The sequence below is a fragment of the Streptomyces anatolicus genome (genome assembly GCF_019400875.1).
Classification (GTDB): Bacteria; Actinomycetota; Actinomycetes; order Streptomycetales; family Streptomycetaceae; genus Streptomyces; species Streptomyces anatolicus.
In genome coordinates this window covers 13,880-27,759 of sequence record NZ_WMBF01000030.1, presented here as the reverse complement: position 1 = coordinate 27,759, position 13,880 = coordinate 13,880, and the positions used below count along the sequence as shown (strand labels likewise).

General features: G+C 71.0%; 13 protein-coding genes. 6 read left to right on the top strand and 7 right to left on the bottom strand.

All coding sequences use genetic code 11. From position 1 onward, the window contains the following. Window positions 1-58: 58 nt before the first annotated feature. Window positions 59-541 carry a poly-gamma-glutamate biosynthesis protein PgsC/CapC gene (locus tag GKQ77_RS05725; protein ID WP_125515658.1) on the top strand — a complete coding sequence of 161 codons (483 nt, stop codon included), beginning with the start codon at window positions 59-61 and terminating at the stop codon, window positions 539-541. Window positions 542-557: 16 nt separating this feature from the next. Continuing rightward, window positions 558-1,631 (top strand): C40 family peptidase, encoded by a 1,074-nt coding sequence (locus GKQ77_RS05720; RefSeq protein WP_219687609.1) that lies wholly within the window; start codon window positions 558-560, stop codon window positions 1,629-1,631. Window positions 1,632-1,701: 70 nt separating this feature from the next. Here GKQ77_RS05720 and GKQ77_RS05715 read toward each other — a convergent pair whose 3' ends face one another. After that, window positions 1,702-2,073: a PIN domain-containing protein gene (locus GKQ77_RS05715; RefSeq protein ID WP_219687608.1), complete on the bottom strand. Its 372-nt coding sequence runs from the start codon at window positions 2,071-2,073 to the stop codon at window positions 1,702-1,704. Window positions 2,074-2,147: 74 nt separating this feature from the next. Between GKQ77_RS05715 and GKQ77_RS05710 the strand changes: the two genes are divergently transcribed. Next, window positions 2,148-3,224, top strand: coding sequence for a PLL family lectin (locus GKQ77_RS05710; protein ID WP_219687607.1), 1,077 nt, complete (start codon window positions 2,148-2,150; stop codon window positions 3,222-3,224). Window positions 3,225-3,285: 61 nt separating this feature from the next. Here the strand turns inward: GKQ77_RS05710 and GKQ77_RS05705 are convergent, their stop codons facing one another. The 4 genes from GKQ77_RS05705 to GKQ77_RS05690 form a co-directional block, all read right to left on the bottom strand. After that, entirely contained in the window at window positions 3,286-5,418 is a 2,133-nt protein-coding gene (locus tag GKQ77_RS05705) for a 3-hydroxyacyl-CoA dehydrogenase NAD-binding domain-containing protein (protein WP_219687606.1), read from the bottom strand. Further along, entirely contained in the window at window positions 5,415-6,641 is a 1,227-nt protein-coding gene (locus GKQ77_RS05700) for a thiolase family protein (protein ID WP_219687605.1), read from the bottom strand. Before GKQ77_RS05700 ends, GKQ77_RS05705 begins: the two co-directional genes overlap by 4 nt. 393 nt (window positions 6,642-7,034) lie before the next feature. Continuing rightward, window positions 7,035-8,102, bottom strand: coding sequence for a C40 family peptidase (locus tag GKQ77_RS05695; protein ID WP_219687604.1), 1,068 nt, complete (start codon window positions 8,100-8,102; stop codon window positions 7,035-7,037). Between the two features lie 288 nt (window positions 8,103-8,390). Beyond that, entirely contained in the window at window positions 8,391-9,188 is a 798-nt protein-coding gene (locus GKQ77_RS05690; RefSeq protein ID WP_219687603.1) for a class I SAM-dependent methyltransferase, read from the bottom strand. Window positions 9,189-9,356: 168 nt separating this feature from the next. On the opposite strand from GKQ77_RS05690, the gene mshA reads away from it, so the two are divergent. Both mshA and GKQ77_RS05680 read left to right on the top strand, forming a co-directional pair. Then, a complete protein-coding gene (gene mshA, locus GKQ77_RS05685; RefSeq protein ID WP_219687602.1) occupies window positions 9,357-10,712 on the top strand; it encodes a D-inositol-3-phosphate glycosyltransferase in 1,356 nt (451 codons plus the stop codon). After that, window positions 10,705-11,232 (top strand): type III secretion system chaperone family protein, encoded by a 528-nt coding sequence (locus GKQ77_RS05680; RefSeq protein ID WP_219687601.1) that lies wholly within the window; start codon window positions 10,705-10,707, stop codon window positions 11,230-11,232. The genes mshA and GKQ77_RS05680 overlap by 8 nt, the downstream gene beginning before the upstream one ends. A gap of 32 nt (window positions 11,233-11,264) precedes the next feature. On the opposite strand, the gene GKQ77_RS05675 is transcribed toward GKQ77_RS05680, so the two are convergent. Then, a complete protein-coding gene (locus tag GKQ77_RS05675; protein WP_219687600.1) occupies window positions 11,265-12,545 on the bottom strand; it encodes an MDR family MFS transporter in 1,281 nt (426 codons plus the stop codon). Between the two features lie 161 nt (window positions 12,546-12,706). On the opposite strand from GKQ77_RS05675, the gene GKQ77_RS05670 reads away from it, so the two are divergent. After that, a complete protein-coding gene (locus GKQ77_RS05670) occupies window positions 12,707-13,468 on the top strand; it encodes a phosphoglyceromutase (RefSeq protein ID WP_219687599.1) in 762 nt (253 codons plus the stop codon). A gap of 84 nt (window positions 13,469-13,552) precedes the next feature. On the opposite strand, the gene GKQ77_RS05665 is transcribed toward GKQ77_RS05670, so the two are convergent. Continuing rightward, window positions 13,553-13,768 (bottom strand): hypothetical protein, encoded by a 216-nt coding sequence (locus GKQ77_RS05665; protein ID WP_219687598.1) that lies wholly within the window; start codon window positions 13,766-13,768, stop codon window positions 13,553-13,555. Between the last annotated feature and the right edge of the window lie 112 nt (window positions 13,769-13,880).

Here is a 13,880-nt window from a genome sequence, read left to right as displayed (position 1 = left end):
CGCCCGCACCGCCCGCCGCAGACGACACCCAGCAGTGGCACAGCCCAGGAGAGCCCCGTTGATTCCCTCCGTCCTCACCCCCGAGATCGCCGCGGTCGGCATCGCGCTCGGGTTGCTCTTCTCGCTGGTCTGCTATCTGACGACCAACCTCTCGCCCGGCGGCATGATCACCCCGGGCTGGCTGGCGCTGACCCTCGTCGAGGACCTGCAGCGCGCGGCCATGGTGGTCGGCGTGACCGTCCTGACGTACGCCGGCACCCTGCTGATGCAGAAGTTCGTGATCCTCTACGGCAAGCGGCTCTTCGCCGCCGTCGTGCTGCTCGGTGTGACGCTCCAGGCGACCGTGATGATCGTGCTGTCCATCGAGTTCCCGCTCATGTACGCGAACCAGACCCTCGGCTTCATCGTCCCCGGCCTGATCGCCTACCAGTTGGTGCGCCAGCCCAAGGGCCCCACGCTGCTCGCCACGGGCTCGGTGACGCTCATGGCCTACGTCGTCCTCACCGCCGGGATCCTCCTCGGCTTCATGCCGTCCGCCTGATTCCCAGGAGTCATTCATGCCGCCCAAGAAGAAGCGTCCCGTCCTGCACGCGGCGACCGTCCTCGCCCTGCTCGCCGGCAGCGCCTATCTGACCGTGGAACTGCGCAAGGACGAGGCAGCCAAGGCGCCCAAGGTGCAGGCCGTCACCGACACCCCGGAGCTGCACAACAGCACGGGCCAGCAGGCGAGCGGGAAGCAGACGTGGGAGCGCCTGAAGAACCCCGACCGCTCCGTCCTGCGCACCGAGGGCGGCAAGGTCCTCGCCACCTTCACCGACGGCGCCCGCAGCGCGACGCTGACCGGCCCGAGCCGCACCTTCACCGAGCCCGCGAACACCAAGTCCCGGGTGGTGACCAACGACTGGGTGCGGCTGATGCCGGAGACCTGGCGCGAGGGCGCGGAGAAGGAGAAGTGGTTCAAGGACTGGTACAAGGAGTTCTCCGGCAGCGAGGAGGACGACGTCTTCGCGATGGCCTTCCAGTACGTGGAGGGCGCCCCGGTCAAGAAGGACGACGAGGGCATCGCGTACGCCGGTGACGCCAACTTCGGGCCGCTGAACCCGGACGGCACCGCGGGCAACGACCTGCGCCTGGAGCAGTCCGACTTCTTCGACTACCTCGGCATCCCGTACACCTTCCGCAACGGCACCACCATGCAGCCCGAGAAGATGCGCGCCCGCTCGATGGACTGCTCCGGGTTCATCCGCACGGTGTTCGGCTACCGGGCCCGCTACCCCCTGATGGCCGACGACCGGTCCGGCGACGGCCTGCCCCGCACCGCCAACGGCATGGCGCGCGGCAAGGCGGGCGCCGACGTCATCGAGCTGAAGGGGGTCGGCGCCGCCGACCGGCCCAAGTCCATCGACGTGATCCAACCCGGTGACCTGGTCTTCTTCAAGCTGGACGCCCGTACGAAGCAGCGGCTCGACCACGTCGGCATCTTCCTCGGCCATGACGCCGACGGCCACAAGATCTTCATATCGAGCCGCGAGGAGGTCAACGGCCCCACGATCGGCGACAAGGGCGGCACCTCGCGCCTGGACGGCAACGGCTACTACGCCACCACGCTGCGCAGCGCGAAGCGGCTCTAGCGCTCTGCTGGGCGGGCGGTTCTTCGCCTGCGGGCCCGGAGGGGGCTGGTCGCGCAGTTCCCCGCGCCCCTTAGGGGGCGCGGACCGCCCTCGGGCCCGCACATTCCGCGCCCACCTCGCCCACTCTGCGGCGCAGTTCACGGTCGGCTGTGACCACTACGCACGGCCGGCCCGCGGCCCGCGCGGCCACCTCCACGATGTGGTCGTCACCGCTGCCCGGCGCGCTCTCGACCCGTACGCCGGGCACGGACTCGACACCGCGCGCCGCCCCTTCGACGACCAGGACGATGTCCAGCGGCCCCGGGCGCCCCTCGATCCCCTCCTCGGCGTACGCGACGAGCCGGTCCCGCAGCCGCTCGGCGGCCCCACGGCGGTCGTGCCACCATCCGTCGGGCACGGAACCGACGACGTTCGCGCCGTCGACGACGACAAGAGTTCTCATGCGGCAAACGTAAACTAATAGGCAAAACGCTGTGCGCACGTGGACGTGCGTGAACGGGGAGGTCGCCGCCAGTCATGCCGCCGAGGACGAGCGCCGTCAGCACCGGAGCCCCGGATACCGCCCGCTGGCTGCTGCGCGGCAAGGACGGCCGCCTCACCGCGTACGCCCGCGCCGACGGCGGACTGCTGCGCTGGACCGAGCGCACCCCCGGCGGCCCGGAGTGGACGGGCCCCGACTTCTTCGAGGCGCCCGGCCTGACCTACCTCACCCTGGCGCAGGGCGCCGACGGGTACGTACACTTCGTCGGCCGCGGCGAGCGGCGCGAGGCCGACGGCAAGGTCGTCGTCGACCTCGTGCACTCCATCCAGTACCAGACGGGCCGCCCCCTCATGGACTGGCGCCCGATCGGCAACCCGCACACCAAACTCGTCGAGCGCGCACCCCACCTGGGCGCCCCCGCCGCCGCCGTGGACGCCGCGGGCACGGTCCACGTCTTCGTGCGGGACGCCGTGAACAGCGTACGGATGCGCCGTGAGGGCAAGGGCGGCAAGTGGGAGGGGTGGAAGGACCTCAAGGTCCGCGAGGCCCTTGACGGCATCGTCGCCCTCGCCACCTCCACCGGCCGCGTGGAGGTCCTCGCGCCCGGCGCCAAGGCGACGCTGCGCTGGGCGCAGGAGAAGCAGGGCGGCGAACTGACCCGCGCCGACGACATCCCGCTCGCCCCGGCCCCCGGCTCGGGCACCGTCCTGGAGACCGCCCCCGACCGCCTCACGTACTACGCGGCCGACGCGCTCGGCAGCGGCATCCTCGCCCACCGCCCGGCGGACGGCGGCTCCGCGATCCCGCTCGGCGGCGGCCCCGGCACCGGGCCCGTCGCGGCGCTGCGGACGGCCATAGACGGATACGACTGCACGGTCCTCGCCCACCGTACGAGCACCGGCCGCCCCGCCCTCGCCGCGTTCCCCACGGAGGACGAGGAGGCGGGCCTGTGGTGGGCCGAGACCGGCGAACCCTGCCTGGGCGCACCGGCGTTGGCGCTCGACGCGCGGGGCCGCGTGGTCATGGCGGCGATCGGCCTCGACGGCACACTGCGGCTCGCCCGCCAGAAGGCGGAGCCGGGCCTCGCCCTCGAGGCGTGGGCCAGGGTGTGAGTGAACGACAGTGGGCCGTACGGGAGTTGTCCCGTACGGCCCACTGCCGGTGCTGTGCGTGTTACGCCGGGACGCTCGCCACGCCCTGCGCGAGGAACCGCTTGCCGTTCACCCGCTCGCTGACGCCCTCACGGTCCAGGTACGGCGTGATGCCGCCCAGGTGGAAGGGCCAGCCCGCACCGGTGATCAGGCAGAGGTCGATGTCCTGCGCCTCGGCGACGACACCCTCGTCGAGCATGAGCCCGATCTCCTGTGCCACCGCGTCGAGCACCCGCTCGCGCACCTGCTCCTCGGTCAGGACCTTGTCGCCCTGCTTGAGGAGCGCGGCGACCTCGGGGTCCAGCTCCGGCTTGCCGGAGTCGTACACGTAGAAGCCGCGCTTGCCCGCCTTGACGACGGCCGCGAGGTTCGGCGAGACGGTGAAGCGCTCCGGGAAGGCGCGGTTCAGGGTCTCCGAGACGTGCAGACCGATGGCCGGGCCGACCAGCTCCAGGAGGACCAGCGGCGACATCGGCAGACCGAGCGGCTCGATGGCCTTCTCGGCGACGGCGACCGGGGTGCCCTCGTCGATGACGTTCTGGATCTCGCCCATGAAGCGGGTCAGGATGCGGTTCACGACGAACGCCGGGGCGTCCTTCACGAGCACCGCGGTCTTCTTCAGCTTCTTGGCGACACCGAAGGCCGTGGCCAGCGACGCGTCGTCCGTCTGCTCGCCGCGCACGATCTCCAGGAGCGGCAGGATCGCGACCGGGTTGAAGAAGTGGAAGCCGACGACCCGCTCGGGGTGCTTCAGCTTCGACGCCATCTCGGTGACCGAGAGCGAGGAGGTGTTCGTGGCGAGGATGGCGTGCGCCGGGGCGACCGCCTCCACCTCCGCGAAGACCTGCTGCTTGACGCCGATCTCCTCGAAGACGGCCTCGATGATGAAGTCGGCGTCGGAGAAGCCCTCGGCCTTGTCCAGGACACCGGAGACGAGCGCCTTCAGGCGGTTCGCCTTGTCCTGGTTGACGCGGCCCTTGAGGAGGAGCTTGTCGATCTCCTCCTTGACGTACGACACGCCCTTGTCGACGCGCTCCTGGTCGATGTCGGTCAGCACGACCGGCACCTCGAGGCGGCGCAGGAAGAGCAGCGCGAGCTGCGAGGCCATCAGACCGGCGCCGACGACGCCGACCTTGGTGACCGGGCGGGCCAGATTCTTGTCCGGGGCGCCCGCGGGGCGCTTGGCGCGCTTCTGCACGAGGTTGAACGAGTAGATGCCCGCGCGCAGTTCACCGCCCATGATGAGGTCGGCGAGCGCGGTGTCCTCGGCGTCGAAGCCCTTCTGGAGGTCGCCGTCCTTGGCGGCCGCGATGATCTCCAGAGCGCGGTACGCGGCCGGAGCGGCGCCGTGCACCTTCGAGTCGGCGATGGCACGGCCGCGCGCGACGGCGGCGTCCCAGCCCTCGCCGCGGTCGATCTCGGGACGGACGACCTCGACCGAGCCGGTCAGCACGGAGGCCGTCCAGATCAGCGACTGCTCAAGGAAGTCGGCGCCCTCGAAGAGGGCGTCCGCGATGCCCAGCTCGAAGACCTGCTTGCCCTTGAGCTGGCGGTTCTGGTTGAGCGAGTTCTCGATGATGACCGAGACGGCCTTGTCGGCGCCGATCAGGTTCGGCAGCAGCGCGCAGCCGCCCCAGCCCGGGACCAGGCCGAGGAAGACCTCGGGCAGCGAGAAGGCGGGCAGCGCCTTGGAGACGGTGCGGTAGGAGCAGTGCAGACCGACCTCGACGCCACCGCCCATCGCGGCGCCGTTGTAGTACGCGAAGGTCGGCACGGCGAGCCCGGAGAGCCGCTTGAAGACCTCGTGGCCGCCCTTGCCGATGGCGAGCGCGTCCTCGTGGCGCTTGAGCAGCTCGACGCCCTTGAGGTCGGCGCCGACGGCGAAGATGAACGGCTTGCCGGTGATGCCGACGCCGACGATGGAGCCCTCGGCGGCCTCCTTCTCGACCTGGTCGATCGCCGTGTTCAGGTTGGCGAGGGACTGCGGGCCGAAGGTGGTCGGCTTGGTGTGGTCGAAGCCGTTGTCCAGCGTGATGAGCGCGAAGCGCCCGGCACCCTGGGGCAGGTCGAGGTGGCGTACGTGCGCCTGCGTGACGACCTCGTCCGGGAACAGCTCGGCCGCACCCTTCAGAAGCTCGGTGGTCGTGGTGCTCACTTGTCGCCTCCGGCGTCCTTGTGGTTCGGGTTCTCCCAGATGACCGTCGCGCCCATGCCGAAGCCGACGCACATGGTCGTGAGGCCGTAGCGGACCTCGGGCTGCTCCTCGAACTGCCGCGCCAGCTGCGTCATCAGGCGTACGCCGGAGGAGGCGAGCGGGTGGCCGAAGGCGATGGCGCCGCCGTACTGGTTGACGCGCGCGTCGTCGTCCGCGATGCCGTAGTGCTCCAGGAAGGCGAGCACCTGCACGGCGAAGGCCTCGTTGATCTCGAAGAGACCCATGTCGGAGATGGACAGGCCCGCCTTGGCGAGGGCCTTCTCCGTGGCCGGGATCGGGCCGTAGCCCATGACCTCCGGCTCGACGCCCGCGAAGGCGTACGAGACGAGGCGCATCTTGACCGGCAGGCCGTTCTCCCGCGCGAACTCCTCGGAGGCGATGAGGGAGGCGGTGGCGCCGTCGTTGAGACCGGCGGCGTTACCGGCCGTGACGCGGCCGTGCGTACGGAAAGGCGTCTTGAGCCCGGCGAGGTTCTCCAGGGTGGTGCCCGGGCGCATCGGCTCGTCGGCGGTGGCGAGACCCCAACCGGTCTCACCGGCCTCGGCGTTGGTGCGGCGTACGGAGATCGGGACCAGGTCGGCCTGGATCTTGCCGTCGGCGTAGGCCTTGGCGGCCTTCTCCTGCGAGCGCACGGCGTACTCGTCGGCGCGCAGCTTGGTGATGCTCGGGTAGCGGTCGTGCAGGTTCTCGGCGGTCATGCCCATGAAAAGGGCGGACTCGTCGACGAGCTTCTCGCTCACGAAGCGGGGGTTCGGGTCGACGCCCTCGCCCATGGGGTGGCGGCCCATGTGCTCGACACCGCCGGCGACGGCGATGTCGTACGCGCCGAAGGCGACGCTGCCGGCGACCGAGGTCACCGCGGTCAGGGCGCCGGCGCACATGCGGTCGATGGAGTAGCCGGGCACGGACTGCGGCAGACCGGCGAGGATGCCGGCGGTGCGGCCGATCGTCAGGCCCTGGTCGCCGATCTGCGTGGTCGCGGCGATGGCGACCTCGTCGATCTTGGCGGGGTCGAGGTCCGGGTTGCGGCGCAGCAGCTCCCGGATGGCCTTCACGACGAGGTCATCGGCACGGGTCTCGTGGTAGATGCCCTTCGGGCCCGCCTTGCCGAACGGGGTGCGGACGCCATCCACGAAGACGACGTCCCTGACGGTACGAGGCACGATGGCTCTCCTCCAGGGTGCGGTTGCGCCACACCTGCGGCGCGCTTCCTTTCCCCACCCTACTTGCCGGTAACTATGCGGCCAAGGGAGGCCTCGGCGAGGCGAACGTCACACTTGCCTCGCCGCTCGGCGCGGGGCTTCCTGGGGCGGGTCTCGGGCCGGGGCCTGGGGCCGGGCCTGGGGCCGGGGCTCCGCGCTGTCGGGCGGGTCGCCTCGGGTGCCTGCCCAGCGTGCCCGTGCCCGGGGGCGGGCCGCCCGCGAGGCTCCCTCGCGTGGCCGCCCGGTGCCGCGCTTCCTCGCCCACCCGTTCACCCCGAACCCGGGGGGTGCCGTTGGGGGCGGGGGTGTGAGGCTCCCTCACGTGGCCGCCCCGCGCCCCCCTGTCCCGTACCGCTACTTATCCGGCCGCACGACCCCCAGGATCCTCATGGAGCCCGCTCCCGCGATCGTCACGTCCCGGCCCGGACGCGGCGCGTGCACGATCGCGCCGTCGCCCAGATATATGCCGACGTGGCTCGCGTCCGAGTGGTAGATGATCAGGTCACCGGGGCGCATGTTCTCCACGGCGACGCGCGGCAACCGCTTCCACTGCTCCTGCGAGGTCCGCGGGATGCCGCGCCCGGCCTTCGTCCAGGCCTTCGACGTGAGCCCCGAGCAGTCGTACGAACCCGGGCCCTCGGCGCCCCACACATACGGCTTGCCGATCTGGGCCGTGGCGAACTGGATGGCCTTCTTGCCCTGCGGCGTGGCCTTGCCGTCGATGTCCTTCAGGATGCCCGAACTCACCCACGCCGACTGCTTCTTGAGGGCCGCTTCCTCCTCAAGCTTCCGCAGCCGCTCCCGCTCCTTCTTCTCCAGTCTCGATTCGAGCTTCTCCGCGTCCGCGATCTTCTTCTTGATCTTCTTCTTCGACGCGGCCTTCGCCTTGCGGTTGGCTTCCAGCTTCTTCCAGCGGGCCGTGGCGTCCTTGGCGTAGATCCGCAGGTCGTCCTGGGTCCTGTCCAGCTCCGTCAGCATGCTCTTGGTGGCCTTCTCGCCCTGCCGCACGCGCCCCGCGCCGTCCAGGAACTGGCCCGGGTCGTCGCTGAGCATCAGCCGGGCCTCGTCCGGCAGCCCGCCGCCGCGGTACTGCGCGCGGGCCGCGGCGCCCGCCAGCGCCTTGAGCCTCTTCAGCTTCCGCTGCCCCTTGGCGATGTCCTTGGCCAGCTTCACGATCTGCTCGGACTGCTTGTCGGCCTTCTCCTCGGCCGCGTTGTACGCGTCCGTGGCCACGCCCGCGTCGTGGTAGAGCTTCTCGATCTCCTTGCGGACCCGCTCAAGCGACGTATCCGATCTGGGCGTCGGCTCGGCGGGGCTGGACGGGGGAGAAGGGCTCGCGTACGCCGCTCCCGGCGCGGTCACCACCACCGCCGCGCAGATCAGCGCCACGGTCGCCGCCGTCGAGTATCGCTTGCCGGTCACGCCCCGCCACCCCCATAGCTGATTTACCGTCAGTAACTGCTGGTCGCCCTCGGGATGGTGCCACGCCGCCGCGCGATACGACAGAGCCCGACACCAACTCCGGTCCCGTCCTCCGGACCCGCGCTCCGGCCCCGTCCTCCGGTCACCATTCCGATCGCCACCCGCCTCGTCTGACGAACGGCACGCGGCACCCGTTCCCCGCAGGTCAGAGCCTCAGGGTGCTATCCGGGTCCGGCCTCCGGGTGGCCTAGGGGTTCACCCCGAGTGTCCTCCGAATGGACTCGGGGTTCACCCGATCTGCGGCGCCAACGCCCCCCAGCGCACCGTCACTTCCCCCTGCCGCCACCGCGAACTCCCGTCGACGACCGGCCAGTCGGCGCCCAGATCCCGCACCGCCCTCATCCAGCGCTGCCGCGCCCCGTACGACGCGTACGGCGCCGCCGCCGCCCAGGCCCGGTCGAAGTCGCGTAGGAACGCGTGTACGGGCTCGCCCGGCACGTTCCGGTGGATCAGCGCCTTCGGCAGCCGCTCGGCGAGGTCGGAGGGGCGCTCCAGGGAGCCGAGCCGCGCCGCGAACGTCACCGTGCGCGGCCCCTCGGGACCGAGCGCGACCCACACGTGCCGCCGCCCGATCTCGTCGCACGTGCCCTCGACGAGCAGCCCGCCGGGGGCCAGCCGCGTGCACAGCCGCTCCCAGACGGCGGCGACCTGTTCCTCGTCGTACTGCCGCAGGACGTTCGCCGCGCGGATCAGGGCCGGGCTGCCCGTCAGCGGCACCTCGAAGCCGCCGTGCCGGAAGGTCAGCCCCTCGCGCTCGTACGGCTTCGCCGCCGCGACCCGCGCCGGGTCGATCTCGACGCCGACCACGCGCGCGTGGGGAGCGACGGTACGCAGCCGGAGCAGCAGCTCGACGGCGGTCCAGGGCGAGGCCCCGTAGCCGAGGTCGACGGCCACCGGGTCGGGGGAGCGGCGCAGGGCGGCGCCGTGCGTGGCGGCGATCCAGCGGTCCATGCGGCGCAGCCGGTTGGGGTTCGTGGTCCCGCGCGTCACCGTTCCCACGGGGCGGGAAGGGGTGCGTGGGGCCATAGGGAGAGGGTATGCGGGAGAGGCGGTTGAGAGGCGCCGGGTAACACTTTGGCAAAAAGGGAGAGTGGGGGAGCGGGACGGAAATGGAGCAACGGCTTCCGGTGTTCTCCCACTGGAGGTACGTACGCCCTCCCCGTCGTCATGCCCGTACGCAAGGAGGACCGCCACGTGAGCCACTACGTGTCCAGGCTCGGGCGTCGCTCCCCGGCGGCACCCTCCCGGCTCCGCATCCCCGGCACCCACCGGCGCCCGCGCCGCGTGGCGATGCTGAGCGTGCACACCTCGCCGCTGCACCAGCCCGGCACGGGCGACGCGGGCGGCATGAACGTCTACATCGTCGAGCTCGCCAGGCGCCTCGCCGCGATCAACATCGAGGTCGAGATCTTCACGCGTGCCACCACGGGCGCCCTCCCGCCGAGCGTGCAGCTGGCGCCCGGCGTCCTTGTGCGCCACGTCGACGCGGGCCCCTACGAAGGCCTCGCCAAGGAAGAGCTGCCGGCCCAGCTCTGCGCCTTCACGCACGGTGTGATGCAGGCCTGGGCGGGCCACCGGCCGGGCTACTACGACCTGGTCCACTCCCACTACTGGCTCTCCGGCCACGTCGGCTGGCTCGCCGCCGAGCGCTGGGGCGTGCCCCTCGTCCACGCCATGCACACCATGGCCAAGGTCAAGAACGCCGCGCTCGCCGAGGGCGACACTCCGGAGCCCGCCGCCCGCGTCATCGGCGAGACGCAGATAGTCCGCGCCGCCGACCGCCTCATCGCCAACACCTCCGAAGAGGCCGACGAACTCATCCGCCACTACGAAGCCGACGCCGGCAAGGTCGCCGTCGTCCACCCCGGCGTCAACCTCGACCGCTTCCGCCCCGCCGACGGGCGCGCCGCGGCCCGCCACCGCCTGGGCCTCCCGCAGGACGCCCTGATCCCCCTCTTCGCGGGCCGCATCCAGCCCCTGAAGGCCCCTGACGTGCTGCTCCGCGCGGTCGCCGTGCTCCTGGACGAGCGGCCGGCCCTCCGTTCGAACATCGTCGTGCCCATCGTGGGCGGCCCCAGCGGCAGCGGCCTCGCGAAGCCGGAAGGCCTCCAGAAGCTGGCCGCCAAGCTGGGGATCGCGGATGTGGTGCGCTTCCAGCCGCCGGTGGGCCAGGAGCAGCTCGCGGACTGGTTCCGGGCGGCGTCCGTCCTCGTGATGCCCTCCTACAGCGAGTCCTTCGGCCTGGTCGCCATCGAGGCGCAGGCGGCCGGTACGCCGGTCCTCGCGGCCTCGGTGGGCGGTCTGCCCGTCGCCGTACGCGACGAGACGACGGGCTTTTTGATCTCCGGCCACGAACCGGCCCACTACGCGCGCGTGCTGCGCGATTTCGCCGACCATCCACAGCTTGTGGACCGCATGGGGGCGGCGGCGGCCCGGCACGCGCAGTCCTTCGGCTGGGACACGGCGGCGTCCGCCACGGCGGACGTCTACACCGCGGCCATGCACGATTTCCGCACTTCCCAGCGTCACGTACGCTCGCACCATGGCTGAGCAGGCAGACCCCGCGACGACGGCTGAGCAGGCAGACCCCGCGACGACGGTCATCGAGCGGACCCTGGACGACGCCGAGCTGGAGTGGGAGGCGCCCGAGCCCGGTTCGTACGTGGTGAAGCTGCCGGGTACGCGCAAGCTCTCGACCACGCTCTCGCTCCGGGTCGGCAAGCACTCGCTCTCCCTCAACGCGTTCGTGATCCGTCACCCCGACGAGAACCACGAGGCGGTGCACCGCTGGCTCCTCGAACGCAACCTCCGCCTCTACGGCGTGAGTTACGCGATCGACTCACTCGGCGACATCTACCTCGCGGGCAAGCTGCCGCTCGCCGCGGTCACGCCCGCCGAGCTCGACCGCCTCCTCGGCTCGGTCCTCTCCGCCGCCGACGACTCCTTCAATACACTCCTCGAACTGGGCTTCGCGTCGGCGATCCGCAAGGAGTACGAGTGGCGGGTCTCGCGGGGCGAGTCGACGCGGAACCTCGACGCGTTCACCCACTTGACCCAGCCGAGGGGCTAGCGCCCCCGCTCCTCCGAAGCCGCCGCTAGGCGTCAGCTCTCCGCCGTACGAGACGCCACGGGCTCGGCCGCACGGACGTTCCCCACGGAAACGTCCGCCGCGGCCTTCTCCTCCTCGGGAAGCCCCCGCATGAGCCCCCAGTACCCGATCGCGGCCCCCGTCCCGATCACCGCACACGCCCCCCACAGCCACTCCGCCCCGAACCGGTCGATCATGAAACCGGACATCAGCGGCGCGACCAGCGCGGCCACGGACCAGGACATCGTGTACATGCCCTGATAGCGCCCCCGGCCATGGGTGGGGGAGAGGCGTACGACCAGGCTGGTCTGGGTCGGCGCGTTGACGATCTCGGCGAGCGTCCACACGCACACCGTCAGCGCGAAGACCCCGACCGACCCGGCGAAGGCGGTGAGCCCGAACCCGTACCCGGCGACGACCGACGAGATCACCAACAGGCGTCGCGGGTCCCGGTGTTCGATGAAGCGCGTGACGGGGATCTGGAGCACGACGATCAGTACGCCGTTCATGGCGATCGCGAGCCCGTAGTCGGCGGGCGTGAACCCCGCCTCGCCCATCGCGACCGGCAGCCCCACCGACCCCTGCTGGAAGATCAGCGCCACGAGGAACGACAGCCCCACGACTCCCATGAACCGCCCGTCCCGCAGGACGGTCCCGAGCCCGACCTCCGGCTCGGCGGCCTTCTCCAGCGCGGTCCGCACGGGCCGCGACTCGGGCAGCTTCGCGAAGACGACGATCGCGCAGACCAGCGTCATGGCGGCCTCGATCAGGAAACCGGCGCGATAGCTGTAGGAGGCGATGAATCCGGCGCCCGCCGAGGAGATGGCGAAGCCGAGGTTGATGGCCCAGTAGTTGAGCGAGAACGCCCGCACGCGGTCCTCCGGGCGCACGATGTCCGCCATCATCGCCTGCACGGCGGGCCGCGAGGCGTTGCTCGCCATGCCCACCAGGAAGGCGACGCCCGCGATCGCGAGCGGCTGCTCCATGAACCCGAGCAGCGCCACGGAACCGGCCGTCGACGCCTGCGCGATCAGCAGCGTGGGCCGCCGCCCGAGCCGGTCGGTCATCACCCCCGCTCCCAGGGAGGAGACGACACCGCCGAGCCCGTGGAGGGCGGCGACCAGCCCCGCGTACGAGGCGGAATAGCCCCGCTCCAGGGTGAGGTAGAGCGCCATGAAGGTGGCGACGAAGGCTCCGAGCCGGTTGACCAGGGTGCTCGTCCACAGCCACCAGAAGGCGCGGGGGAGACCCGAGACGCTTTCGGTGACGGCACGTCTCATGGCGGTGAATGACATCGCGGTCCCCCCGAATGTAAGCGTCTCTAGCGGCCGTCACACATTACGATCCTGTGATCCGCCCCCGCTACTCGATTGACGCGAACCGTCAACCGTCACCCGCTCTCGGGGCCGCCACGCCCGCGCGCGGGGCCCGCCGGGGTTCGATTACGCTCAGAGGCATGGCCGACGCACCGTACAAGCTGATCCTCCTCCGCCACGGCGAGAGCGAATGGAACGCGAAGAACCTGTTCACCGGCTGGGTGGACGTCAACCTCAACGAGAAGGGCGAGAAGGAGGCGGTCCGCGGCGGTGAGCTGCTCAAGGACGCCGGCCTGCTCCCCGACGTGGTCCACACGTCGCTCCAGAAGCGCGCGATCCGCACCGCGCAGCTGGCCCTCGAGTCCGCCGACCGCCTCTGGATCCCGGTGCACCGCAGCTGGCGCCTGAACGAGCGCCACTACGGCGCCCTCCAGGGCAAGGACAAGGCCCAGACGCTCGCCGAGTTCGGCGAGGAGCAGTTCATGCTGTGGCGCCGCTCGTACGACACCCCGCCGCCGGCGCTCGACCGCGACGCCGAGTACTCCCAGTTCGAGGACCCGCGCTACGCCACGCTCCCCCCCGAGCTGCGCCCCCAGACGGAGTGCCTGAAGGACGTCGTGGTCCGGATGCTCCCCTACTGGTTCGACGGCATCGTCCCCGACCTCCTGACCGGCAAGACGGTCCTGGTAGCGGCCCACGGCAACAGCCTCCGCGCCCTGGTCAAGCACCTGGACGGCATCTCGGACGCGGACATCGCGGGCCTGAACATCCCGACGGGCATCCCGCTCTCGTACGAACTGGACGCCGACTTCAAGCCGCTGAACCCGGGCGGCACCTACCTCGACCCGGAGGCCGCGAAGGCGGCGATCGAGGCGGTCAAGAACCAGGGCAAGAAGAAGTAACGCGCCACCAGTGAGCCCCCGGCCCGCGAGTCATCGCGAGCCGGGGGCTTCCCGGCGTTCCGGCGGCCGCCCCCCCGCCGCACCTCACGGACTCCCCGAGTCCGAGATCCCCTGCGCCAGTTCGCCGACCACGTCGCGGATCCACTGGCCGAAGCCCGTCGGGGCGATCAGTACGCCGAAGACCAGGACCACGGCCATCGTCATCCCCGTGTCGAGTTTCGTCCTCGGCGCCACGCGTCTGCGCAGCAGGAAGAAGATGATGACGGCCAGCAGGAACGCGAGGTCGATCGAGAGCACCATCGGCCAGTCCTCCTCGGCGAGAACGTCCCGACCTCCCTGTGTAGCCCGAAGACCCCCGCGACGGCCGCCCAGTCCCCCTCACTTGGCAGTAAAGCGCGCATCCGCGACCGAA